Genomic DNA, 25,433 nt, shown 5'->3' on the forward strand with positions numbered 1-25,433 from the left:
GTCGTTGACGCAGAGAAATTCAGCGCGTGTCCCGTTTTGGGCGTGTATGTGACGCTTGTGGGGTTATCGATGTATGACAGGCCTATGTTTGCATATATTCCGGGTGCGAGATGGGCAGTATACGTTCCCGAGATCGCTTTACTCTCCCAATGAACAAGATTCCCTGCAGCCAAAGCAGACTCCACCGAATACTTACTCCATGCGGTGTCGGTGGCAACAACTGAAATTTGATCGCTAGGCCGCCAGTCAAAGGGGCCCTTTACATACAGTCGAAGCTCATAATACTGGCTGACCTTGTTCAGGTCGGGTGGAGCGTACATTACCGAGAACCCACCATAGATGCCACGAGATGGTGAGCTGTCGGCGTTAGTCTGCCAGACTTGCCTGTCCGCGGCGACGTAATAGAAGCTGTTCTCGTCAGCTCTTGGTTGTTTCGGATACTCCAAGTTCGTGTAGTTGCTATTGTTGAAACCAGCACCTGCCCGAAGCCACGTGTCGGGCGATCCGCGAGCAGCCTTGTTCTGATACCCGACTTCATCAAGCAGGAGAACGCCCGTGTTCGGCGTGCTCCAGGTCAAGCCGGTGGGATTTTGGGTTACTTCTGTAAATACACCGTCTGGACTGATCGAGCGTTGGAGTGAGGCCTTGCTATACAATTGATCACCAGCATTGAACTTCAGGATTATGCCCGGCGTCGGCGCGGCGTTGTTGCCTATGCCTCCTTGATATAGGATGTTTCCTGACGGTCCGAAAACGTTTGCTCCTGCGTTTCCTCCGACCCATATGCCTGCAAACTCGTAGCTGTTTCTGAGATACCCTATCTTGAATTCGAGCTTCCTGTCGAAAAAAGTCTGGTAGAAGGCGAATGTAGCAAGTCCAATTCGATCAGGCCCCCCAGGATTCCACGTCCACCATTGCTGCTCGGTCCCAACGATGATCTGACCATCAGGTACCCCAAACCGGCTGAGATCGTAGGTCACCATCATGGCATTTACCGTATTAAATGTGGGATTCTGGCCGTTATACAGTTGATTGGCGATGGTGCTTTTGGCGGCATTCGGCAGGAGATTATTCACAAACGTGTTTTGCGTCCAACCAACATAACCGATCCCAACCTCTGCCAGCGCGGATCTCACGCCGCCCTTATCCTGATCTATCGTATCGGCGGGACCAGGTACCGTCAGTACTGTGCCTTTTTCCCGCAGGTTCTCGAATTTTGCGAATGGGTCGACATCCGGACTGTCACTGCGTGGTTTAGAGAGGCTCGTAGTTCGTGCCAGCGCCGAGCTAGCGATGGCGGCCACTGCTCGCATTTCAGTGCGCTTTGCGAGCGGGTCTTCCTTCTTTTGAATTGTTCTTTTCGCGACTTCATCCGGCGTGTCGGTCGTTAGGTTACTCATATTGGCATTTTGTGCCAGCGCCGGGCTGGCGGCAATACTCGTCGCTAGTGCCAGTGCGATGACGAGCCCTTTCTGTTTTCTAGCTCGTCGAAAGCAGAAACCAGAGCCCGCGGCTGAGTATGGCGGCTTCATCTGATCATTTTGTGGAAGGTGTGCACTGGCAACGCCAGTGCTATTTATCTCAACTCGCATAGTACCCTCGAGAACAACTAGTCCGTTTGACGCGCGATCCATCGCATTGAAATCGCAATGGACCGATGACGAATATCGAATAGTTTGATGAGAACTCTAGCAAGATGCGATAGAGTCTAGGGCTCCGTGTAGAACAGGACGTCGAGAGAGGAAGGGCTTAGTCTAAATGTGTTGTCTTCCAGGTAGCCTCCGCGCCCTCCTGAGAAGGTCTCGAACTCCCGACGCGGTAGTACCAAGCCTCCCTTGTGTTCGTATGGACTGAAAGCGCGGTGCGGCTACGAGAACCCGGCCACGCTCGTCGGGGTTGACACCTACGAAGCCCGAAGTTCCGGCAGGCTGCGCCTGCTCTCGATATTGATGTGGTATTGGTTCGACCCGCTCGGCGTTCTCTATCTGGCCGGTCGGCAAGAACCCAAGATCGCTAGGTGCGTTGAAACCGTTGCGTCCGAGACATGGCAATGGTGCGAGCATGACTCCTTCGGAAGACGAGTTCGACGGCGTTGCTCCCGGGAGCCGATCAAAAGCAAGTCATCTTCGCAGATCACGCCCTTGCGCCGGAGTCGCTTTTTCCTTGGGCGCCGATCGTGCTGTCTACCCCTCGGAATCTTACGCGGAACTCCATGGCTCGAAGGTGGTCCAGCAGCCGTGAAATCACCACCCGCGGCAGGGGAGCGGCGTAGGGGCGACCGTAGATGCCTACGGACCAACCTCAGCTCGCTTAGACGGCGTAAGCCGCGTCGTGGTCCGCTTTTTTAGGCGTGAGTCACTTTCAAGGTGCAGGTCCAAAATCCACGACGAAAAAAACATGCGGATACGGCGTTCGGAAAAGCTGATCCAGGACGATGCCAACTCCTACAAGTTCCTCGGGTGTAGCCGCGCCGTGCGGACCGACATCGGCCCGGCGATGATTGTCATAGATGAGAAGACGTTGTGCTGAGCCCAGATAAAACGAATGGAGTTCTCACTATCATCTTGAAATGGCTCAGTCGTTGCCGTGTATGAGTACAAGATAGTGGGCGGCGACACGGTTTCAGCTTCAAAACCGAACTCGATCCGCATCACGTGGCTGGGATCGAAAAGCATGCGGCGGGCGAGGGATCGTCCGGGCAATGCGGCTTTCTCTGTACTCGACATATGCGCCCGCCGTCCGGTTCCGCAATGCGCCACGTTGCGCTCGACGCCGCCGCAGTGCGAGCAGAATGTGGGCGGTTACAGCTCCACCTCGCGGAGCCAATGGCCGCGATAGTTCAGCCGGCCGTGAACGAGATTGAAATAGGCGTCCTGCAATGCTTTGACCATCGGACCGATCGCGCCTTTGCCGACCGGCATGCGGTCAATGCCGAGTACGGGCGTCACCTCGGCGCCAGTTCCGCAGATGAAAGCTTCATCCGCTGCATAGAGCTCGCTGCGGTTGACCACGCGCTCTTCGGTCGGAACGCCGAGATGGTCGGCAGCGAGCCGGATAATGGTATCTCGTGTGATGCTCTCCAGCACATCGTCGCTAAGGCTAGGCGTGATCACGACCCCGTTGCGCACGATAAACGGCGTCGCGGTCGGAGCCTCGGCGAGATTGCCGCGATCATTAAGGATTAAGGCGTTGTGATAGCCGTCCGCTAGCGCCTGCATGTGGGCGAGTCGGCTGTTGTGATAGTTGGCATTAGCCTTGATCCGCGCCGGCATCGCCCTGTCGGCGATGCGGACCCAGCTCGACACCTGAACCTGCACGCCTTGGGCCACTGCTGGCGGAACCGGTCGGGCGAGCGCGGTGATCGCAACGCTGATCGGTCCCGAGACCGCCATATCGCCCTGCCCGTCGAGATAGCACATAATGCGAATATGCGTGCTCTCGCGGAACCCGCAGACCCGCAGAAGGTCCACCGTCCACCGCTCGATATCCGCGTTCGCCGGCGTCGGGTCGAACCTCACCGCGCGCTGACTGTAGGCCAACCGATTGAGATGATCCCCCAAGCGGAACAGCAGCAAGCATTTGCGCTCTGCGCTCCAATAGGCGCGCACGCCTTCGAACACGCCAATTCCATATTTGGCGGCGGGACTGAAGGCATGAATTCTGGCCTCGTCCCAGGGAACAACTGTGCCATTGATCGAAGCATATGGGGCAAGCGCCATCAGAAGTCCTTGTATTCGAGTGGAGCCGTCGACGCAGGATTGCGTCTCGAGCCCATTCATGCAGCCATCGCCTAGAGTCGAATATTCCGTAGACTGCTCCGTTCCCACGGCGGAATGACCTTGAAGCCTCTATATCAACCGGAAGAATAGATCTAGTAGTATAGATCACATTATGATATGCTTTGACAATCCATTGCCGTACGAGGGGCCTTCATGCCGTCTATCGCAGATCTCAGCCGCAACCTCCCACCGCCCACGCCAGCGACCGACAAAGCCTTCCGCTCCGCGCTCAGGAACCTCCTCGCAGTCACCAACTTCACCGAACTCTCGCGTACCCATCGCTTTATGGGCACTCCTACTGATCGCGAGCATGGTGCCCGCTGGACGGCACATCGCCTCAAAGACAGGCCCGATCCCGATCGGGTCGTGCTGACCAACGGTACGCTCTCGGCGATGAACATGATCTATCCGGCGGTGATGCGTCCGGGCGATACGTTGCTCACCGAGCCGCTGACGTACCCCGCGGTACCGGCGATCGCTCGTCAGTATGGTTTTAAGACCGCTACCGTCCCTGTGGATGAGGCTGGTATGATTCCGGAGGCCCTGGATGAGGCCTGCCGGGTCCATCGGCCCAAGGCACTGTACTGTCTCGCAACACTCCAAAACCCGACGACGACGATCATGCCGCTCGATCGCCGTCGCGCCATCGTCGAGGTCGCCAGAGCGCACGACCTGCGCATCGTCGAAGACGATATCTACAGCGCGTTACCGCTCGATGCGCCGCCTCCCTTTGCGTGCCTGGCGCCCGAGATCACTTGGTATGTGCTCGGGCTCGGCAAGAGCTTCAATGTGGGCCTGCGCTTTGCTTACGTGGTCGCACCGTCGTCCGAAGAAGCCCGACGTGCTTTCTGGCCCGGCGTCCGCTCGACCTTCTGGATGGCAGCCCCGCTCACTGCGGCAATAGTTGGCGATTGGATAGCGACCGGTCAGGCCGAGACTATCTTCGAGGCGGTTCGCGCCGAAGCGGCGGCCCGCCACGCGCTTGCCGTCGACGCGCTGGGAGCACTCGATTTCCTTTCTCCCGCGGGGGCTATCCATGGTTGGCTTTCACTACCGGCCGGCTCGCGCGAGAGCTTTCACCGCCAGCTCGCAGCGCGCAACGTTTTGGCGGGAGATGCTGCCCCGTTCGTCAACAATACCCAGCCGGTGCCCGACGCTGCCCGGATCTGCTTCGGCTCGCCCGAAACGCGGGAAGAGCTTGCGCGCGGTCTCGACGTGATAGCCGGCGTCGTCTGTGAACTGGCCGAAGCGGCTTCTCGCGCAAGCCCCCTCTAGCGAGGAACGCGCATACGACAGACGTTTGCCCGATGAGCCTCGCATTCAAAAAGTGGCGCCTGTCAAGCAAGCTGCGGCGCAGGGCTACAAGGCTGTTGCGGAGCCAGGTCGAGACGGCTTTGCTCCGACCAATCTCGGGGATGGTCATGATCATGTGTCTTGCGACTGCGACGCAATCGCCGAGGACAGTGGCTCCCGGAGCGTTACAGCGTACGCGAAAGAAAGAGCACCGCGCCTCACGCGGTGCCATGATTGCAATCCGCAAAGAAGCGGCACCAGATGTGTGATCCGGCGGCCATGGTCTACTCAACTAGAGGATTCTTTATTGGCAGTCGCAGCCATCCTCGCTGATGATGGCCCATGCAATGGAGGGGAACGACAGGACTTATGGCGCGCGAGGATACAGCACAGGGTATTCAGATTTGGCGGCGGATTGTCGACACCATCATCGACGAGATAAATCGGGGTGTGCTTCTGCCTGGAATGCGCCTGCCGTCTGCTCCGGACCTCGCAACGCGCTTCGGCGTCAGCCGCCTCACGGTACTTCGCGCGCTCAACCATCTCTCGTCCGAGGGATTGGTCAGCGTCGAGCAGGGGCGTGGCACCTTTATCACGGGCAACGTCATCAACTATCGCTTCGGTACCCGGAGTTATTTCGAGGAGAATATTCTCGAGAATCGCAGAAAGCCAACACGCCGGCTGATCAGCACAGTGATCATCCCCGCCTCGGCGGCTGTTGCAGCCCCGCTGGAAGCACGGGAGGGGACCTTCGTCCTTGTCGTGACCATTCGCAGCGAGGCCGACGGGGTGCCTATTTCCTATGGACCGAGCTACTTCGTCTTTGACGACTTGGGTAAGCTTGCTGCCGCCTTCGAGAAAGCGTCGAAAGGCGGCGACACGATTTTCTCGACGACTGCCGTGCTTAGAAGGGTAGGTGTCACCAATTACCACCGCAAGTGGGTGCGCATGCGCTCGCGCATGCCGACCATTCCCGAGGTCGAGCAGCTCAAAATTCCGACAAGCGAGCCGGTGACCCAGACGGACGTCGTCAATGTCGACAGCAGTGGGAAGCCAATTTCACTGGGGCAGGTGGTCTACGCTACCAGCCGGGTCGAGTTCGTGTTCGAGTGCTGAAACCGGAACGGCGCTCTGCCTAAGAGGACCAGCTAAAGCGAAGGCGAAGGGCTGCGATGACCGACCAAGTGGTTCAAGTCCACATACCGGCTGCCAAGTCGACCGCGCATGCGGACTGTCGGGGCCGCAAGCGGTGATTCAGGAAGTTGGTCATCCGACTTTCCAGCGTCCAATGGCCTCCGGACGGCTCCCAGGCTGTGTGGATCTACACGTAGAGCTGACGTGAAGTCGACGAACACACGTCTCGTCACCCGCAGGCATGCGGCAATCTGGAGTCTGCTATTGTCACTCGTAAATCATGGGTGATCGATCTGTTGGTCGTCTGATTGGGCGCTTGGGAGAGGCTATTCAGCATTTTGAAGCCCCACGCTGCTGGCCAGGCAGCGTCGGATGAACTTGGTATATTCGGCTTCAATAGCGGACTGCCTTTCCAAGCCCGACGCTCCTGACGTCGACTTCGACGTCCGCCGCGACCGTGACGTCACGATCGTAGCGGTAATTCTCATGGTACTGGCCCCATCAGACTCGCCGCGATCTCGTCCGTGACGGTGGGGCCGGTGACCCCGATGCCGCCACTGAAATCGTCGTGCGTGTCTGTGTTGGTACTGGCCGGACATTGAAATTATGGCTCGGCCAGATCGCATATTTGATAGCGCCGCCGGCTGTTGCAGCCGTAGAGCGTACTTGCACACGCGAAGCACCTGGGGGGCCGAACGTCGAGCATGTCCACGGGGACCCCCTAGTTCTGCGAGATATAATAGATGCGACCACCGGATCGCTGTTGGCGTCTCGAAGCCCTATGCCGCGGATCAAGTAGAGAACGTCGGTGCAATGCTGCTTTCACCGCGGGATCGGAAGGCTTGTAACGAAGTAGGTGTGCCGGTCTGATCAATGCCGTCTCGTCTAGCTCCTTGGCATTCAACGTACTAAAAATTCTTCTCGAGTCTTCTGCAGGTCGGCATCGCAGCACTGAACCGCGAGAAGCATGATAACCGGTCGGCTGGATCTCTATGATCCGTGTGCCGTTTGCGCGTAGACAAATGCTGGCTCACATGAATTTCCGGGGATGAGACGCTAGGATTTCTTCGATTATAGAACACCGTCCACTACGTGGGACCACCTTCACACCTGGAGCCGGCCAGCAGAATCAAAGTGCGCGTGCGGGATATGTGATCTTCGAGAACTTCGGCCATTCACGGACTAGTCCCTACGGTTTAGCAGCCGACCTCGAGATGCCGTGACCGCGTGATGCCATCTATTCGGCGTCATTCAATACCGTCACCGAGGGATGAAATCAGATCATCCGTTAAACGGGAAATCACATTTTGATGGAGACCAAACTGAGGGACATCATATTGCTCGCCAATGGTTTCGCAGCCAAAATGCATATGCGTGTGCAGTGCCCCGACAATTCGCGGGGTACCCCAAAGGGATCGGGCTCCTCGCCTGTACGTCTTTAGCATAATAGCTTTCATCAATGCCGTTCCAACTCCTTGTCTCCTGACAGTCTTGTCGACAGCAAAACCTCTTGTCCTCCAAGCATCATTGCAGGAGGTAAAAGGACAGAATTCAGGACCAGCCGACAAGATTCCAATTGTTCGCCCGTTGGCCGATGCTAGCAGGTGTATAGCAAGCTCGGAGATGTCGGCCGACGTCAATCTTAATTCGAATGGCTTATCCGTCGGCCAACTGTCCGGTTTGAGGAGCTTATGGCGAACCGGTAGAACTTTATCCAGCTTTGTTTCCATTATGGAGATCTGCATCAGTACCCCTATCGTCTTCTTCGAGCGCGGCAATTGTCGTCGATTTATTCAGTCCCTTGTCATCTATTCAGTCCCTCCCAGCGTCTTTTACCACCAAGACGCGCGATCGAATCCTCGGATGGTCTCATATTCATCGGCCGGAACCCCGAGCTTCATTCGGAGCTTTCTATCGCATCGGAACCAACGGCGATCTCGAGTTGGATGATGGCTTGATCACGGGAAAAGTAGCCACTCTTTTGTTGAACAGAACGTCCTTCAAAGTTGTCATGACGATGCTGCCATACGCTTTTCGTTGCAATCCGCCGCCGACAAAGGAAGAAGAAGTCACGGTTGGGGCAGGTCCGAGTAGTCAGCTGACGACGACGAGTCGACGCATTTGTCGAGACAGCCATCGATAGCAGTTTGAGTTTGTATTGCATGCATAACTCCGTTAGGTGACGTCTTGACCCGGGACGGCAAACTAATCAGTGACATGCTTGGGTTATCAGAATCAATTACAAGGGCTGGTAGTTGACCACGCGCGGGCGTTTTCGACCTCCCGCACTCGTGGCGCTCCGTTGTCCATTTTGCAATGCTGCGCACCAACGCTACACGCGCTAAGCTCACTTCATTCTAGAAGTGAACCCTTCCGATTTCTGAGGGGGTGGCGACTTGCGATCGCCTCTCAACATTCGTTGTTGACGCTTGGCGTGCTTCTTCCGAAATCCAATGGGCAAGTACTCCATCTCGTAGGAGGAATAGTACGCCGAAGCAAGCTGGTGGCAGACCTCAATGAACGCGTTCTGGGCATCTGAGCACTTTGAGACGCTTATCGTCCTTTGCTCTCTTGTAGGGGCCGATCGGACGGCAAAGGCCGAAAGCGAAGTGCACCAACTGGCGGCCTATGACACTATCATTCAGGGCGAAGTACGACATGAAACGGTGGCAGCCACAAAATAGGAATGCGAACATGACAAGATCTCCACGATCCGTTGTTCGATGGCAGTGTCCCAGCACGGGAACGTTGTGCTTCGGCCAACCCGGGTAGCTTTCGGGGCTTCGTTTCCGGTAGCAGTTCCATGTCCGCCAAAGGATGATGCGCCGCGTTTATCGCGAGTTAGCCCGGTGCCATAGACGCCCGAGCGCGCCTGTCACGCAAACTGCGTGGCGATCATCAAGCTGGCACCAAGACCCCGGTATGTACATTTGCGTGACCGGCCGCAAGCTTCGCTGCAGAGGATTTTCGTTCCTGCTCCGGTTTCACGCCAACGCTAGAGGCTCGAAATAATGTGCAATAAAGTGCGACTTACACTGACGGTTCAGATCAGTCGAGGCAGCGAGTTCTCGTATCTCGACCTAGAGGGTTGCTCGCGCGGTGTCGCATGTGACTTCTCGCTCCCGGAAAGATGACCGCCCCGCCTTGGGGGGCTCGCGGACGCCAAGAAAAAGTCCAGAAACGAAGCAGGTACTACAATTAAGAGCGTCCCGCGGACGGCCAGCAACCGAGCGTCGGCTTTGCTGCAGGACAGTGCTGGCGCAGTCAGCCTACATTGTGGCGGGTGGCGGAAAGTTGGCTCACTGTCCCCAAAGGCACCAACCCTCTGGAAGATACACTGCGAGCCTTCGTAGCGCGAAGACGACATCAGATCTGAGGCTAGCTCTCAAGAGGCAGATCCGCCTCAATATCAACAATAGATAGGGGTCCGCCACGAGGCATGCCGACTATCCGTGCCCATCACGAGCGCTCGATAGATCTGCATCAATTGTTGCGTGATGAGTCCAGGTTGACCGCTTCCAACAACTACGCGTCTATTGACGTCACCGGTCTGATTTCGGCGCCAGTGCCGCAGTAGAAGACCTCGTCAGCGAGGATCAATTCCGTTCGGTCGACATCGCGCTCGATGGTCACTAACCCAAGATATTCACGTGCTAACTCGATAACTGTTTGGCGCGTAATCGACTCTAATATGTCGCTCGTTCCGCTCGGCGTGATCAGCTGACCACCGCGAATGATGAATACGCACATAGCAGGCGCCTCGGCGAGCTTTCCTCTTGAATTCAGGAGGAAGGCGACGTCGTAACCATCACGTTGCGCCTGCATGATCGCCAATCGAGCGTTATGATAATTTGCGTTGCATTTGATACGGGCAGGCATAACGCTGTCGGGCATACGCGTCCAGGAGCTGATCTGAGCAGAAGCGCCTTCGGCGGAATATTTAGTACTCTCCCGTGGCAACGCTGTGATTGCGGTTCCTACGGGCCCAGTGGCGCTCATCTCGCCAAAGCCGTCAATGAAGGCCATCATCCGGATATGGACGGTCATACGAAAAGCATTTGCGCGACACAGATGAACAAGCGCTTCAGCCAACTCCTCGCTGGGTGGCCCTTGATCGAATCGCATCGCTTTTTGCGAGAAAGCATACCGTTCAAGGTGCTCTGCGACTCGAAAGAGGTATAATTGTTGTCTCTCTTCGTTCCAGTAGCCGCGTATTCCCTCAAAGACACCTATGCCATACTTCGACACAGGCGCGAATACATGCACTTTCGCGTCGTGCCATGGAACAATGCGGCCGTTGAGATATACAAATGTCGTCGCGGCCATGTATGTTCACCTATGCTGCTATAGCCATTCTTTGTGAGACTTCGTTCGATCAATAAAGAATTGCTAAACATCAGGCCGGTGCAGTGCCCAACGGTCCGGCTGCTAGCCTGCTCGCTGGCCAAGTTGCAGGTTGCTAATGTAATGGAGCATCCTAACCCGGCCCATTATTTGGTCTCTGGCGTGGAACGCAACGATGTCTGAGAGGTCTAAGCCACTTCTGTCGATCAAGGTGCTCGCGGGGGGCGGTTCACCAGGTAGAGACTAGAACGTTTCGCATTGTATGACGGAGGGTGGTGGCCGATGCCACGCGCTCCGAACCTGGCTAATGCAGAGACCTCAACGCTAGGGTCGTTGAAGCGATCACGACGAAGATCGAAATTGCGACGTATGCAGCTGTATTCAGCGACGACACACGAATAGGTACGACATGCAACACCGCAAGTGCGAGAAAAATGCCAAGCGCAAATGTTGTGAAAAGGTCATCCGCGACCAACGGCCGGGCTACGAAGGCGAGAGCCAGCAAAGGCACATCGTATGATAGTGGTAATCCTACGAAACGTCCATCGCATGATTTACCGAAATTCGCGAAGTAGCTAAGACGAATTGCGCCGGCCGCAAGTAATGCGCTTCCAGTCGCCAAGCCAATAAGTGAGGCGTGGCTTACCTGAAACAAGATAACGGCTGGTAATACCGCGCCGTATATTATGTCCCCGAAGCCATCGAGGCTTTTCCCCATTTTCGCAATATTTGGATCGCGATTCTTGGTGCGCGCCGCTACAATACCGTCAAGATGATCGGACAATACGGCCCAAAGAGCAGTAGCTACAGCGAGCTCCAGGCGGCCTGAGACAGCGAAGAAAAGGCTGACAGACGAGAAGAGAATGCCGCCCGTTGTGATGACGTTTGCCGGATCCCGAAGATATTTCAGCATCTGGTTCCTCTTCATTCTGCCGCCGAGACGACCGATCCGATTGGGTTCTCGCTCAAGAATATCCGCTCCGCCTTGCGCAGGTCCTCCTCGTTGTCGATCTCGTACCACCTGACGCCGTCACAGCGTGCGGCTGCGAGCTGGAGACCTCGTCTTTCGACAAGATACGCGAGGAGCTCCTCCGTATAGCCTTGCGTCGCGCCGGAGCTGATGATGTTATCCAGAGCAGGAACAATCACCGATCTGAGCGTCGCCGCGACAAGGCGCAACAGGTTCATTGTTTTGAACAGCCTGGGACTACCCGCGCCGAGATTCGCTGCCGTTTGCTTCATACGAAAACTAGTAATAAATCCTCTCTCCGAAAGCAGCGCAGCCGATCCTTCCATCGTACAGTCGAACGGCACAACGGCCGCGGCGTCGCCGTAACCGAGAGAGATATAGCGAAGCGCATCTTCCTCGAAAAAGACATCACCCTCGAGCAGATAGCAGTCTCCGGAAAGTAGCGCGTCGCGCGCCAGCCAAAGGGAATAGGCGCTTCCAGTTCGGTCAAAAACAGAGGATTCGACATAGCTGATCTTGAGGGCTCCGAAACGGTGGCCGCAAGCGTATTGAATGGCATCCTTGCGGTAGCCTACGACGATCGTCACCTCTTCAACGCCAACTCCTTCGAGCCTTCGCAACGCGTTGTGTAGAATCGGTGTCCCATTCACCTCGACGAGCGGTTTGGGCCGCAGATCGGTCAGTGGTCGCAAGCGAGAACCGCAGCCGGCAGCAAGAATGACCGCTGTCTTGGGAGCATTGATTGTCATTTCATTCCCCTCGTCGTTACTGGGATATCGGGCTAAGGCTATCGCCCATTGTGGTGCTAGCGGGGACATTTGTTGTGCCGAGCAGTGCTTTCGGGGACCCGACACCTCCAGCAGAACCGATGATCGCGCGGGCATCGATATTATCTCACAGCGAAAGCAACTCAATCACCGTCCTTGGTAGTTGACCAACCCTCACTCGAGGTGGCTAAGGCAGCGCTAACCGCCGACAGAGCCAGTCATGATGGTCGCTCCCGACTCGTAGGATCTGACAGCTGAGACGCATTGGGCGGTATCCGAGCATCCCGCCTCGTTGCCAATGGGTTCGAAATCAATTCGGTGCGCGGGCTTAGTCGTGCCTCCACGGGCTTAGTCTTGAGTCCATTCGAGCGGCGAGAACCACGGCTTGTGTTGTAAGGGCCGTTCAAGGTTCTCGGCAAGTGTTAGGCGCATCAGGGTCAGTACATGGGATACCTCCTGGATCGAAGACCACCAACCGGAGTGGCCAAGTTCGAAATGAACGTGAGAGTGGAGGACCAGTGAGTCTTTGGAAAGAGCAGATCGCTCCCTTGGTAGGGCACGCGTCCATCAACGTATCTGGAGATATCGCGCCTCCGCTCGAGCGAGTTCGTCGTATCCCAGTAGCTCGAAAACCGCCTCAAGCGTTGCGATATGAGGTTCAATGCCCTCAACGCTTTCCTCCGAAATAATGCGGCCGCAGACGTGCTGCATTGCTCCGATTGCAGCTCGCACGGAGTGGTTGGCCCAAATCACCGTTGAGATCCCGGCATTTCGATATGCAGAGGCTGGCGTTCGATAGTATTTGGTGGGAACTACCACGACGGGTAGGCAATTGTGCCAGGCGCGCGCAAACGAGAATATCTCGTCGGCGGTGGTCTCACGAGAGTGAATGAGTATCGCGTCGGCGCCGGCGGCAGCATAAGCGCTGGCCCGTAAGATTGCGTCATCCATTCCATGACCTGCAATCAAGGCTTCGATCCGGGCCACGAGGACCAGATCTTCTGCCACGGTGTCCTTCACGGCCCGCAAACGGCCGCAGAATTCATCGATGTCGGCGAGCGGATGGCGATCGCCAACAAATGAGTTCATCTTAGGAAAGCAGCTATCCTGGAGCGCTAGGCCGGCAGCGCCGCGCTGGCAGAGTTTTCGTGCGAGCAGACGGGCATTATTGAAATTCCCGAAGCCGCCATCACCGTCTACCAGCACAGGGAGCTCAGTGGCGTCCACGATCCGCTCGACCACGTCGACAAGTTCGCTCCATGAGGCTTCGTTGGCGTCGCGATAGCCGAGAGAGGACGCTATTGACAGACCCGAAGCCCAGAGAGCCTTGAAACCTGCGCGTTTTGCAATCAGGCCGGAGAGTGCGTCGTGCGCTTCCATGACAAAGGAGAGATCACGATTCGAGCAGATCTGGGCGCGCAGCACATCCGCGAGTGAGGAGGCCGCGCTTTGGTCTGGGGCGTCCGCGATGACGGGCTGTGGTTGATATTGCATGCCGAGCTCCTTACGGGCGCACTTGCCCGATCGATATCTACACGGCGATAAGTGACACACGTCTGTCATCTTTATCGATTGTTCGGGTTGGTAGTTGACTTGGCAAATAAACTGCTGCGCCTTCATGCAGAAGCCCTGGAGAGGGTCGCGCGGTGACAAGCCGCTCGAGCGTCGCTCGGATATCCAAAGTTCGACCCGTTCGTTGGCATTGCGCCATTTGAGCGCACGCACGGCATCTGCTTCATCCGGCCGAACGACAAGTGACTCGCTCCAGACCTCTCACCAATACTCTTGATGAGCCCTCTCTCTCACTGGAACGATCTGCCAGAAACAACGGCGAGCAAGTCGGCGTCGAGCCTGTAGGTGGGAGAGCTTTGGTCGCGTGTTGGAATCAATCATCGGTCGAGCGATCGAACGGTGTCGAATTCACCTTGGAACGCAAGTGGCAGCGGTCGTCCGGGCTTTACCGGTTGCTTCCCCCGGTTAGAAATCGAAGAATGGCCTTCATGCAAGTCAGTTGAACGTTTCAATGCTCTCAAGCAGAGCGGCCGCTCATTGTGGAGCGACTTCGCCATCACACTAGAAGCGACGCGGCACGAGGTTTCGCTGGTGATGCGCTCTTCTTTGTCTGGATCGATTATTACCAAGACCGCCCTGCACGGCGCGGTGTCACATTTCCGACGTATGTCACATTCGTTCCCTGTGGATCAAGCTCACCAAGCTCCCGGCAATCTCCTCAATGGCTTATCCAAACCGCCGATTCTGTCGAGTGCGGCAACTGGTACGCTGCTTGCTATCGCCCATCTGTAGCGCCGCGCCGGGCTACAGGCCAACGGAGGTAATGCCCGCCCTCGGCTTTCGGCCGTGGCGCGCACTCGCTCAATCTATGGAGGTAACGATGCTTCGCAAACTCTCATTTTTTGGCGTTGCTGTGGGACTGCTGGGGGCGGCGCTAATGCCGACTTCGGCTTCTGGGTGCGACCGGCATTGGGCCCTCTCCTGGTGGGGACCACGCGATAGGCGGCCCGTCTATTATGGTCATCGCGCCTATCACTACGGCTACGGCGTCTATCCTTATGGCGGCTGCTATGTGCGCGCTTTGGTCTCAACACCGTCTGGCTTGCGAGTGCGGCTCGTCAACGCCAGCTACTGAGCTGAGGCGCGCTAAAAAAAATAAGAAGAACGCGCCGATGTTTGAGACCCATCTTGCAATCTGCTGTGGCGCCATCCGGCTTTGGCGCGCTGATCGTTGGCGTAGGTGTGTGGCTCTCGCTGTCTTCGCCCGACCGGATCGCACGCTAGAGGAGTTTGTGATGAAGCGAGCAAAGGTTCGGCTCCGTTTTATCAGGCGCCGGCGTTGCCGGTATCGCGTCCGCATCAGCTATGACCGACTCCGACATCAATATCGTGCCGCGCGACCGAGCCGAATATTCGCTCGTGCTTGGTGCCAAAGCAGCGCGAAGAAAGGCGACGATCGGTATGCAACAAAGATCACAGCGGGTAGGCAAACTGAAGCGTTGTGCTGTGTTGGTGAACACCATCCTCCGGAGCATGAGCGTGAATGCGGAGCCATCACTCAGGCCTTAGCAAAAGATAGTCTTGCGGCGCCGCCTCGCAGCATTACTGATTTGTTCAGCTTCATCGAATGCGCGAAGCGCACGCACTCTACCAAGGCATTATTCGACCTTCTTGTGAGCTGCGCAAGCGAGGAGGGGTTCAGCGAAGTCGCTTATGGAGCACTCACCGCGGCCGAGTCGTTACGGCTCCAGTACCTCCCGCCCGCAGAGACGGTCAATTTTCCGTCGGGCTGGTGCCAGCGCTATTCTGAACGCAAGTACCGCGTGATCGACCCCGTGGTCCGGCGCGCGCCAATGCTTTCGCGGCCCTTTCTGTGGGACCAATTGGGAGCCCAATATCAACTGCAACGTGGCGAGCAGCGAGTACTGGACGAAGCTAAGGATGCAGGCCTAAAGCATGGGATCAGCATACCATTGTTTGGACCGTCCGGGCAATTATCTGTCATGTCGTTTGCATCCAGTTCCGAGGATGCCGATCCTCAGAATCGTATGAGCCGTCTCAGCGTGTTGGCCTGGAATTTTCATGTCGCATTTGCCGAGATAGCCCCGCCCTCGGAGAGCGCTTGCGACGGGAAAATTAGACTATCAGAACGTGAAAAAGAGTGCTTGCGCTGGGGAGCAGAGGGCAAGTCCTCCTGGGAAATCGGCATGATACTCAAAGTTAGCGAAAATACGGTCAACTTCCATGTCAAGAACGCAATCCAGACGCTCGATGCTTCTAATCGGACCCATGCCATCGTCAAAGCGATTCGTCTCAATCTTATTTGATCGGCGATGATGAGGGACTAGACTCTTGGCCACCATCCGGACCACGACAAGCTTGCGAGTGGCTGCGACTCGGTATAGCCGCAAAAGCTGAGCGCTATATTCGCATGGTGCCCGCCATTCAGCGTGAATGATACTCAGCCCCGAGTTCTGAGGCGCTTCAAAGTGCGCACATTTCGTGCTGCTCAAGTGAGAACCCGCGTTCTTTGGTTGCAACGCTTCGACGCGCGCCCGTTTTCGGGCCAGCTTCTTATCGCAATGCCCGCGCTCTCGCGAGTACCTCAGTCCCGAGCGCGGCAACCGACACAGCCTAACCGGGAAATGCCATGGGAAATGTGACAGGTATGGCTTCCGATGAAGAAGATAAGGCTGTTGCCAGATGGTGAAGCGCAAAAAAAGAGCCCCGGCTGAGGGCCGGGGCATTCGATCCGCCGTTCGAACGCGAAGAGTTCAGTATTTGAAGCTCGGCGGGCCGGCGAACCCGCAATTGAGCCGGATCGTCGGGAGATCGAAATCTTGACGAATGCGATCGGTCCCTACCGTACTGGCGGCTGATCCGAACCGTCCTAGTGGGGGGCCGCCACGCTCGTGGCGAAGTTCATTTTGCGTTGCTGTCTAAACAGGTGATCGTATTCTACGTCGAGGGACCAGTTCGATGCGAATCCGCCCCTGCCGGCTCCGTGCACAGTGTCCCAACCACTGCCATCACTGCTAGCCAGCTGCGCACCCGCGGCGTTGGTCATACGTGCTGCTGGTCGCCGCAGCACCGACTGTGGCGCAAAGCAGTAGGTTGTTGAAGGCGTAACCGAGTTGGCCGGTGAGCAAGCCGAGCGCATCCGTCTCGGTGCTGTTGATGCTCCGTGGGAACGTCAGGCTGACATTGGAGCCGGTCAAGTCAGCCCGGTTGCCCTGGCCCTCGAATGCCGAACACCAACGGGCCGGACTGCAAACGGTAGCCGATCTGACCGCCAAGCGTCACGCCGCTTCGGTCGTGGGAGCCGTCGGACGCAATGCCTCTGAAATCCCAAGCGCTATGGCTCAACCCCGGTCCGCCGTTTGCACCGACATAGAGACCGGTCCAATCGTACATCGCAACAGCTGCCGCAGTCGTGAAGGTGGCCCTTGTAGACTGGCTGAACAGCCAGCGCTGCGCCGAATGCGTGAGCAACCACGAAAAGTGCGACGATAGTCGTGGTCAGAAGCAACAAGTGTTTCATTCGAGTTCGATCCGTTAGATGTCCCCGTGCGCCGCTCGCGTTTTAACAGTGCCGCTGCGGATGGCTATAAAAGTGGGGGCCCGGTTGTCTGGAGATGAATGGATGAAGAAAAAAGCCCCGGCTTACCGCCGGGGCTTTCGATCCGCCGTTCGAGCGCGAACAGATCAATATCTGAAAACAGGCGGGCCGCCGAACTTGTAGTTGAGCCGTGCAGTCAGGAGATCGAAATCCTGGCGGATACGATCGCTGCCCACAGGGCCGTTGGCTGCGGTGAAGTTCACATCACCTTCCTGCCTGAAGATGTGATCGTACTCGACGCCGAGCGACCAGTTCGGAGTGAAGCCGACTTCCACGCCAGCGCCGACCGTGCCGCCCCAACGCGTGCTGTCAGTGCTTGCCAGCTGGGCGCCGGCGGAGTTGATCTGATAGGTGTTGCTCGTCACTGCGGCACCGCCCTTGACGTAAAGCAGTAGGTTGTTGACGGCGTAGCCGACCTGACCGGTCAGCAGGCCGAATGCATCAGTCTTGGTGCGATTGAGATCAGCCGGGAAGGCGAGGCTCGTGTTGGAGCCGCTTATGTCGGCCCAGTTGCCCTGGCCTTCAAGACCAAACACCCACTGCCCGGATTGCCAGCGGTATCCGATCTGACCACCAAGAGTGCCGCCGCTCGGATCATGCGAGCCCTCGGGCGTGACGCCTCCGAAATCCCAGGAGCTATGGCTCAATCCGAAACCGCCGTTTGCGCCGATATAGAAGCCGGTCCAATCGTAGACCGCTACAGCGGCCGGCGGTGGTGGCGGCGGCGCCTTGGTGTAGACCTGCTGCGGCGCCAGATCCGCGCCGAATGCGGGAGCAACCGCGCCAAGTGCGATGATGCTCGCAGTCAGAAGCAAAAAGTTTTTCATTCGAGTTCGTTCCCTTAGATGGCCCCTGCGCCGCTCGCCTCTTAGCAGTGTGGGACTGAATTGCTGTAACGGTCACGCAACACTCGCGTTGAAAGAAATGGCTTGAATCGCACGCTGCGTAAGGTTGTAGACTCGAAAATCGAATGCAGACAAAAACGTCATTCTAGGTTCGATTCTAAGCACCGCAGATGCAGACAAGCGGTGCAATCCGAATGAAAGCTCTCCGATAAAGAAGGCGTCGTAGCCAGCGATGAACAGTGCGGAATTCACCGGCGGACCGCCATTCCGATCAAAGGTACGGCTGACCGGACTCGCTTAAAGAGCGGCGGCAAGCGCATGTTCATGTTTTCCGCGGATGCCAAGCCGTCACGCTAGTTGATAAAAGGTCCGGCGCACCAGCTCCTCTTAAACAAGCTCGCTATGCTTAAGGCAACGTCAATTCGAAGGTTCTTCTTGGTTCTTGGGACAGCATTGGAGAGCGAGGTTGGCTAAGACGCTCCCAAGATCAGATGAGAGGCTATGGCGCACCTGGTTCCCAGCTGGGTGGTCTCTTGCTTCGCCGGGGCTCATGGCTTAGGTCCGAGGTAGCCGTCCTCACAACGCACTGCCTGTGGGCGCAATATCGCGCTTCCAAACAGTTTGGTGGATCCTGGACATCAAGTGTCTGTTTGGATGCAAGGATACGAGTGAGTGGCTTATCCGCGACACTTTGGCGATGCGTGCGGTCACGTGCCATGCACATTTTGTTGGCGCGAATATTGCTCTCAATGCCGAGGTGGAACCGTCACTTGCCAATGAGGCTATGAATGCCAGCGCTGCTCCGAGGCTCTACCAGTACTTAGAAGGGAATCCTCATGGATGCGGCTATCGCAAGGTTGGTGGTCGCGGTGAGAAGAATCCCAAACCCCGTTTCTTAGAACTGAAGGCGCTCGAGTAGAGCGAACTGCTCTATAAGAGTGCGACTATCGTCTAGCGCAATTCGAACAGTTCGGCTATCCAGCGCCGCTTGTAGCGAAGCGATCTCTAACTCATTTGAGAACTCGATGAAGCACATAGACAACCGCAGAGCGTTGAAGACTGAGACGCGGCCTTCTCGTCGAGGTCGGCGATACGCTGAACATGCGGGCTTGGACGTCACCGTCCATCAAGCCTCTAGAAAGCTTTCCGATACACTCGAGCAATATGAAGCGCGTAAGCCGGACGGTCCGACAGCCCACTACGGCCGCTTCGGGTCGCCGCCGTACCCCGCTCTTGAGACGGTTATCTGCGAGTTAGGAGCCGGATGGCGCAAAACGCCCTAGTTGCGGATATGGGCCGGGCGCTTCATGGTCGCCGACGTCGCACCTACCACGGAACCATTGACTGACGGCTGCGAACGAGGGTCGTAGCCTATAGAGTCGAGATTCAAAAGGAGGAGCCGGCTGCCTGCCAGATTCGTACTCGCCGAATGATTGGTTCGATGCCAGCGATCTGGCAAATGAGAAAACGCTTATCCCGCGTACGGGGACTCGAAGTGAATAACTGAATTCCACCCCGTCGCCGATGGGGCCTAAGATAGTGGATGTTCGTCTCCTTCTCCGGCTGTTTCTGCACAGCCTTGCTGGGAGGACGGGATGGTGTGCGGCGTCAGCTGCCCGAGTAGAGGCGGCGGCAGAAAGATATGGCGAGGAACATGATGACAACGATCGCAGCCGTGGTGCTCGCGCCGACGTCCCGTCCCTGGTACAAAATCCTCTACGTTCAGGTCCTGTTCGCGATCGTGCTCGGTGTCGTGGTCGGCTGGCTTTGGCCGTCGCTTGCCACCAATGAATGGATCAAGGCGCTCGGCGATGGCTTCATCAAGCTGATCAAGATGGTGATCGCGCCGATCATCTTCTGCACCGTGGTGTCGGGCATTTCGCACATCCAAGATGCGCGCAAGGTCGGCCGAGTCGGCGTGAAGGCGCTGGTCTATTTCGAGATCGTCTCCAGCTTCGCCCTCGTGATCGGCCTTATCATGGACAATGTTTTCCAGATCGGCCACGGCCTTGCCGCCAAGCCCGACGCCGCGGCAGTCCAGCACTATGTCGATCAGGCGAAGGCGACGAAATCGGTCGATTTCGTGCTCAACATCATTCCCGATAGCGTGGTTGGCGCGCTCGCACGTGGCGACATCCTGCAGGTGCTACTGTTTGCGATCCTGTTCGGCTTCGCACTAATGGCGATGGGTAGACGGCCTGCGCACGCTCATCGATGACACCGCGCGTGCGGTGTTCGGCGTGATCGGCATCGTCATGAAGGCAGCGCCGCTTGGCGCATTCGGCGCCATGGCCTTCACCATCGGCAAATACGGCCACACGGCGCTCGGCAACCTGGTTGGGTTGGTCGCCTTGTTTTACATGACCGCCGGACTGTTCGTGGTGATCGTGCTCGGCCTGGTCGCGCGGTTTGTCGGCTTCTCCATCTTCAAGTTCATCGCCTATATCAAGGATGAGCTCTTGATCGTGCTCGGCACGAGCTCGTCGGAGAGCGCGCTGCCCCAGTTGATGGAGAAGCTTGAGCGGCTCGGCTGCTCAAAGCCGGTGGTCGGTCTGGTGGTGCCGACCGGCTACTCCTTCAACCTCGACGGCACCAATATTTATATGACTCTGGCGACCCTGTTCATCGCGCAGGCGCTCGGCGTCGATCTCACCTTCCGCCAGCAGCTGACAATTGTGGTCGTGGCGATGCTGACCTCAAAGGGCGCAAGCGGTGTCAGCGGCGCGGGCTTCATCACGCTGGCTGCGACGCTCGGTGGTCAACCCGGCGCTGGTGCCTGCCATGGCCATCGTGTTCTCGATCGACAAGTTCACGAGCGAGGTGCGCGCACTCACCAACATAACCGGCAACGGCGTCGCAGCGGTGTTTGTGTCATGGTGGGAAGGTGAGCTCAATCAGACGACGCTGCAGGTGGAACTTCGGAGTCACGTCTGCCCGAAACGTTGATATCTCGGTTGTGTCTGCTCAAGAACTCCGCTGAGTGCCTGCCAGCAACCAAACAATATGAACCTGGAATCAGACATTTTTGGGCTATAAAAGTGGCTCCGAACTGGGTCTGTCTCCAAGATCAACATAGATCGGCGCATCAAATTCCAGCGGTCCAAACGAAGCTCCGGAATACGTCATAAATCCAGCATCCGAATAGAGGCGTTCGTAACGGCTGAAGCAAGCCAACTCTAACCGACACGTTGCTCGTGTCGGGCGACATCTGTACCAAATTGATGTCGCCTCCGTGTCTCCCGCAGTAAACCGCCTAGCGTACGCCAGCAATGTGATGTCGGCAATTCGCAATCGAATCCCGTGGAGGGAATCGAATGTAGCCTTTCTGAAGAACGCCCAGACGAGATAGGTTCGGTCAACCAGAGATGTCAGCTCTCGTTGCTAAGGGGGACGAACGCTTGCGTCGTGGCGACGGTGGTAGACCTTTGATCAACCGTAAGCTCTTCATCTTCGTTCGTCGGCATGAGTTCGGGTGGGCAGCCACGCAACGCGGCACTTGCTCGGGCTTGGGCGTACATCTCGTCGGCAGCTGACAGCAGCCGATCAATGAGTTCGTGGAGGAGCTGTCCAAGTCCTTCTCACAAGCAGAGCCGGGGACGAGCCTGACAGCGCGAGACCGGTCCCGCAATGTTTGGACGAAGAGGACAGTTCCTCCTGCGGAGCAAACGAGATCGATGATTAATGCGCTCCTGTGGGCGGGTGAACGCTTGGCGGAGCTGCTATCTGGTGATCAGAGCCGGGTACTTTCGTCTGCCGTCGCGGGTGCTTGCACGATTGCTGCGCGGGGGGGAGCTCGTCACTCTGGGAATCCCCGCGATCAATCTATTTCGATGAAAGTCATTCGGCCAGCGTGTGGTCACTTATCGTCCTCGCCTTCATCGCGATGGCTAACAAACGTCAGTCCTTCGAGCTGTAGCGCCGATTGGCATATCGGCCATCTCGCCAACGCGATTCGAGCTGGGTCCGACGGACTGATCGGCAATCCACCGATCGCGCTCCGCCTTGGCCTCGAGCAACTCGACGAGCTTCCTACGATACGCGTCCTCAAGCTTTGCGAGCGCGCAGCGCTTGCGGGCGTAGATCACTTCCATTTGCCGAAGCTCCGCTTCGACTAGCAAAATCTTCTCCATGCTCTTCCTTTGTCGGTTTCAATTCGATGCACAGCTGTGCCCTGCACAGCTATGCATTTCGCACACCACCTGCGTCCGCCTCTCGGCCGGTACCGTGCCTGGCCTGGAGACATAGCGTTACCTTGGGCCGATCTGGTTACTCGCCGCGAACGCTGATGCGGCCGCATTCGAGCGGTGGGTCTTGATATGGTTCGGACCGACCAGCATTCGCAGTGAAGTGAGATCGGTGACCAGGACGTCGAGCGTCGCCTCGCAGGACAACTCCATAGTCATTGGTGCCAAGGCATTTTCATGATGTATTGCAGGCTGTTCACACCCTGAGTTCAAGCAGGAGGACCTGTGGACGTTCTCTCCGCCGGAGCATGGTTCAATCCACAGAGCAACTGTGGCGCGGGTGCAGATTACTCATTCGGCCAAGAACGCAAACATCTGAACAGCCTACCAGCAGGTTCATCCCTGTTGTGCCTGCTGCTCGATGATGTATTCGAACATTCTCGCTCTGGCGCAGCGAAGATTGTCATCGATCATCATGTGAAGCGCTCCACGAATGCTTGGCGAAATCGTGTTGTCGGTATCGATCATTTCTCTAAATCTCTGAAATACTTGATCGATCCTCGCGATGGATTCCTTGAGGGCTGTGAGTCCTTGCTCAGACACGCTAATTGACCTTTCCTGCTAGCGATTGGTGAGTAGTTTTGCATTACCGGACAGACGCCGAGGCCGCGACGATGGGAACGAACGACAGCGGTCAAGTGGTTGGCTGAGCCACCACGATCAACGCTCCTCTTGCTGACTGGCGGAAACGAGATGGCGGCTCGGGCTCAGTCTCGTTCAATTCTACGGCGTGCCGGCGCCGATCCCGTGGCCCTCAACTCGTTCGAGGCTCATGCGGAAGGGACTTTTGGCTTTCGGCGCATCGTTAGAGATCAGCTACGAGGGCACCAGAACGTCAGGATGGCTGCAATTTGATGGAGCAGCAACCGATCGGTTTTGTTCCAACAGAATCCGGCGCGCTGTGTGGATTCGGAAGGTAACTCAACGAGATCTCGGCATATTCGTCTAGATCCATGCTAACTTTAGAGTCCCTCGTTGGCCCGCGGGTGCAGTCCGGAAGACAGAGACCGTTGCGAGCCATACGAATGCGAAAGCGCTTCGTGGCGAACTCGATGTCAGGCCCACGGCGCGAAACGATGGACCATAAAGTTCCCGGTTCGAAATTAACGCCTGCCATTTGGTGTCCCGCTAATGCCTCAAGATTAGGCTGCTGTTCGCGCGAAGTCGTCGAGAGGCAATTCAACGCGGCAACACGCCGCCAAGTGTACGCTCGTGAGCCCCGGGGAGCGAAACCCCTCACACCGTTGATCCCAAAACGCCTAGCTGAGAGCGCCGGCACTGCCGTCTCAGAGTAGCCGTTTGATACATGAACTGCGGTCGCGATGCGCATACGGCTAACCGGCGGCTGAGGTGCAGGAGTCTCGATAGCTTCGACAACGTGATAGGTCGCACTTGGCTCTCCTGTAGTGATCACGAGGGTTGGATCGCCGCCACTCGATAACCCGGTTCGTGGTATTGCTGTGGCGGATTGTCTCGATCAACAGATATCCGCAACGCTTGCTCGAGCTGCGCTTTACTCAACGCCTGGACTTGGGTCCGGAGCCATGAGCGGCGGTCAGGCCAAGCTCACTCCCCCTCCCGAAAACTGTAGAACGCCACTGCGACGCCATAAGCATCCGACCGCCTCCTGCTGTTGGCGAAGGAGGTCCGCGTAGCCTTGCATCGGGCCTCAGGTCCGGATTGACATCATGGTGTCTATAGGCACGAGATTAGGCCATCGTACCGCGCAAACAGGGCCTATCCTTCATCGACCTCGTGCTTACCAACTAAGCCATCCTGAGGTCGTGCTACACGCCTTACCTTTGGTGGCAGCCCAAGCCAATCGAACGGGAAAGCGCAAGGAGCAGCGGCAAAGCGATTTGATATCGGCGCCTCGGGATGGTGAACCAGCGTCACGCAAATCGACCGCAGATCTCGGCTTGGATCGTCCTTGCGGTGTAGAAGGAGGCGTCTATTGGCAAATTCCCAAATGCGATCTGACAAAGGAGGTAGTTGGCACCTGCATCTTCCAATTGGTTTAGCAGAGTCTGTCGCACAGAAGCTGGCGTTCCCACGACGCATAGCTCACTTGCGAGTGCTGCATCGAAGCTAAGCGGCAGGTTCGGCGGCGTTGGAACTGCATTGAGTTCGTAAAGGAACTTGAAGCTCTCGAGCCAGCGTTCGTAAGCTGCCGTCGCCGTAAAGTAAGCGTCTGTGTGCGAACGCGCGATCACGATCATGCGGAGCAATCCGAGAAACGGCTCTCGATTATCCTCATCAGGGTGTTGTTTTCGATGGGCGCGGAATGCGTCAGTAACCTGTCGGACAGCAGAAGAGGGGCCCACGCAGGCGAGATTTGCGTCATTCGCAGCGGCCCAGACTGCGGACTCCGACCTGTTGGTGGCGATCCACTTCGGCGGATTTGCCTGATGAGGTCTTAGAGTCAGAGGAACGTCGCTCAGCTCAAAATATTGCCCATGATAGGATAGCGTCTGTTCCTTCATCGCCTTAATGAGAATTTCACTCGCCTCCTCGTAGCGGTCCGGCGCGGTATCCGCGCTTATGCCGAAATAACCCCATTCGATTGGCAGAGAGCCCCGTCCGATGCCGAGCTCAAGCCTGCCGCCGCTCAATTGGTCCAGCATACAGGCTTCTTCAAATGCGCGAAGCGGATGATACAGGTTAAGAAGCATCACCAGCGGACCAACACGAAGTTGGCGCGTGCGCTGTGCCACGCTCGACAAGAACAAATTCGGCGATGGACCTCTCCCATGGGGCGTACAATGGTGTTCTGCAACGTGATAGGCATAAAATCCGAGATCATCGCAAGTCTCTGCCAGTATGAGCCGATCTTCGTATTGTTGGGCAGGATCTCTGCCATTGTCGTCCAAATGGTCGAAGATGCCGCAGGTTATTTTCGAAGGAAGCGCGCTTCTCACTTGATTAT

General features: G+C 56.9%; 20 protein-coding genes and 1 pseudogene. 9 read left to right on the forward strand and 12 right to left on the reverse strand.

All coding sequences use genetic code 11. From position 1 onward, the window contains the following. Positions 1-1,592: carbohydrate porin (locus tag A3AI_RS44010; protein WP_245287018.1), on the reverse strand; the 1,592-nt coding region annotated here is incomplete at its 3' end. An 805-nt stretch (positions 1,593-2,397) separates the two neighbouring features. Between A3AI_RS44010 and A3AI_RS50050 the strand changes: the two genes are divergently transcribed. Beyond that, positions 2,398-2,529, forward strand: a complete 132-nt coding sequence (locus A3AI_RS50050) for a hypothetical protein (RefSeq protein WP_283807306.1) — start codon at positions 2,398-2,400, stop codon at positions 2,527-2,529. A 272-nt stretch (positions 2,530-2,801) separates the two neighbouring features. Here A3AI_RS50050 and ilvE read toward each other — a convergent pair whose 3' ends face one another. Continuing rightward, entirely contained in the window at positions 2,802-3,779 is a 978-nt protein-coding gene (ilvE, locus tag A3AI_RS0134505; RefSeq protein WP_051382616.1) for a branched-chain-amino-acid transaminase, read from the reverse strand. Positions 3,780-3,932: 153 nt separating this feature from the next. On the opposite strand from ilvE, the gene A3AI_RS0134510 reads away from it, so the two are divergent. Both A3AI_RS0134510 and A3AI_RS0134520 read left to right on the forward strand, forming a co-directional pair. Next, complete coding sequence (locus A3AI_RS0134510) at positions 3,933-5,054, forward strand: aminotransferase-like domain-containing protein (RefSeq protein WP_024519923.1); 1,122 nt, start codon at positions 3,933-3,935, stop codon at positions 5,052-5,054. A 387-nt stretch (positions 5,055-5,441) separates the two neighbouring features. Then, positions 5,442-6,188, forward strand: coding sequence for a GntR family transcriptional regulator (locus tag A3AI_RS0134520; protein ID WP_024519925.1), 747 nt, complete (start codon positions 5,442-5,444; stop codon positions 6,186-6,188). 1,265 nt (positions 6,189-7,453) lie between these two features. Here A3AI_RS0134520 and A3AI_RS46630 read toward each other — a convergent pair. From A3AI_RS46630 to aepX, 6 genes are all read right to left on the reverse strand, one after another. After that, positions 7,454-7,951 (reverse strand): GNAT family N-acetyltransferase, encoded by a 498-nt coding sequence (locus tag A3AI_RS46630; RefSeq protein WP_084801128.1) that lies wholly within the window; start codon positions 7,949-7,951, stop codon positions 7,454-7,456. Between the two features lie 152 nt (positions 7,952-8,103). Next, positions 8,104-8,370 carry a hypothetical protein gene (locus A3AI_RS48235; protein ID WP_156928069.1) on the reverse strand — a complete coding sequence of 89 codons (267 nt, stop codon included), beginning with the start codon at positions 8,368-8,370 and terminating at the stop codon, positions 8,104-8,106. Between the two features lie 1,361 nt (positions 8,371-9,731). Continuing rightward, the gene (locus A3AI_RS44015) at positions 9,732-10,532 is read right to left on the reverse strand and encodes an aminotransferase class IV (RefSeq protein WP_156928070.1); all 801 of its coding nucleotides are present in this window, start codon (positions 10,530-10,532) and stop codon (positions 9,732-9,734) included. Positions 10,533-10,854: 322 nt separating this feature from the next. Next, positions 10,855-11,463: a CDP-alcohol phosphatidyltransferase family protein gene (locus tag A3AI_RS0134530; RefSeq protein ID WP_024519926.1), complete on the reverse strand. Its 609-nt coding sequence runs from the start codon at positions 11,461-11,463 to the stop codon at positions 10,855-10,857. A gap of 11 nt (positions 11,464-11,474) precedes the next feature. Continuing rightward, positions 11,475-12,269 carry a phosphocholine cytidylyltransferase family protein gene (locus A3AI_RS0134535; RefSeq protein WP_024519927.1) on the reverse strand — a complete coding sequence of 265 codons (795 nt, stop codon included), beginning with the start codon at positions 12,267-12,269 and terminating at the stop codon, positions 11,475-11,477. Positions 12,270-12,854: 585 nt separating this feature from the next. Beyond that, a complete protein-coding gene (gene aepX / locus A3AI_RS0134540) occupies positions 12,855-14,012 on the reverse strand; it encodes a phosphoenolpyruvate mutase (RefSeq protein ID WP_502685783.1) in 1,158 nt (385 codons plus the stop codon). 132 nt (positions 14,013-14,144) lie between these two features. On the opposite strand from aepX, the gene A3AI_RS48240 reads away from it, so the two are divergent. The 3 genes from A3AI_RS48240 to A3AI_RS0134545 all read left to right on the forward strand — a co-directional run bounded on the left by A3AI_RS48240 (position 14,145) and on the right by A3AI_RS0134545 (position 16,126). Beyond that, on the forward strand, positions 14,145-14,591 hold the full coding sequence (locus A3AI_RS48240; RefSeq protein ID WP_156928071.1) for a hypothetical protein: 447 nt from the start codon (positions 14,145-14,147) through the stop codon (positions 14,589-14,591). Positions 14,592-14,679: 88 nt separating this feature from the next. After that, positions 14,680-14,934 carry a hypothetical protein gene (locus A3AI_RS46635; protein WP_084801130.1) on the forward strand — a complete coding sequence of 85 codons (255 nt, stop codon included), beginning with the start codon at positions 14,680-14,682 and terminating at the stop codon, positions 14,932-14,934. A gap of 160 nt (positions 14,935-15,094) precedes the next feature. Beyond that, a complete protein-coding gene (locus A3AI_RS0134545) occupies positions 15,095-16,126 on the forward strand; it encodes an autoinducer binding domain-containing protein (protein ID WP_084801136.1) in 1,032 nt (343 codons plus the stop codon). A 1,378-nt stretch (positions 16,127-17,504) separates the two neighbouring features. On the opposite strand, the gene A3AI_RS0134555 is transcribed toward A3AI_RS0134545, so the two are convergent. Beyond that, positions 17,505-18,245, reverse strand: a complete 741-nt coding sequence (locus tag A3AI_RS0134555) for an outer membrane protein (protein WP_024519930.1) — start codon at positions 18,243-18,245, stop codon at positions 17,505-17,507. 715 nt (positions 18,246-18,960) lie between these two features. Here A3AI_RS0134555 and A3AI_RS48245 point away from each other — a divergent pair. Together A3AI_RS48245 and dctA are read left to right on the forward strand one after the other, a co-directional pair. Continuing rightward, the gene (locus tag A3AI_RS48245) at positions 18,961-19,182 is read left to right on the forward strand and encodes a hypothetical protein (RefSeq protein ID WP_156928072.1); all 222 of its coding nucleotides are present in this window, start codon (positions 18,961-18,963) and stop codon (positions 19,180-19,182) included. A gap of 738 nt (positions 19,183-19,920) precedes the next feature. Then, positions 19,921-21,209, forward strand: a pseudogene (gene dctA, locus A3AI_RS44025) (C4-dicarboxylate transporter DctA). A 941-nt stretch (positions 21,210-22,150) separates the two neighbouring features. Here the strand turns inward: dctA and A3AI_RS0134570 are convergent. Together A3AI_RS0134570 and A3AI_RS48250 are read right to left on the reverse strand one after the other, a co-directional pair. Next, positions 22,151-22,393 carry a hypothetical protein gene (locus A3AI_RS0134570; RefSeq protein WP_024519931.1) on the reverse strand — a complete coding sequence of 81 codons (243 nt, stop codon included), beginning with the start codon at positions 22,391-22,393 and terminating at the stop codon, positions 22,151-22,153. Positions 22,394-22,510: 117 nt separating this feature from the next. Further along, positions 22,511-22,675 (reverse strand): hypothetical protein, encoded by a 165-nt coding sequence (locus A3AI_RS48250; protein WP_156928073.1) that lies wholly within the window; start codon positions 22,673-22,675, stop codon positions 22,511-22,513. 57 nt (positions 22,676-22,732) lie between these two features. Here A3AI_RS48250 and A3AI_RS48255 point away from each other — a divergent pair, with 57 nt between their 5' ends. Beyond that, positions 22,733-23,059, forward strand: a complete 327-nt coding sequence (locus A3AI_RS48255) for a hypothetical protein (RefSeq protein WP_156928074.1) — start codon at positions 22,733-22,735, stop codon at positions 23,057-23,059. A 1,340-nt stretch (positions 23,060-24,399) separates the two neighbouring features. On the opposite strand, the gene A3AI_RS0134585 is transcribed toward A3AI_RS48255, so the two are convergent. Next, a complete protein-coding gene (locus tag A3AI_RS0134585) occupies positions 24,400-25,425 on the reverse strand; it encodes an LLM class flavin-dependent oxidoreductase (RefSeq protein ID WP_024519932.1) in 1,026 nt (341 codons plus the stop codon). Between the last annotated feature and the right edge of the window lie 8 nt (positions 25,426-25,433).

It is taken from the genome of Bradyrhizobium sp. Tv2a-2 (assembly GCF_000472425.1).
In the GTDB taxonomy this organism is placed as follows: domain Bacteria; phylum Pseudomonadota; class Alphaproteobacteria; order Rhizobiales; family Xanthobacteraceae; genus Bradyrhizobium.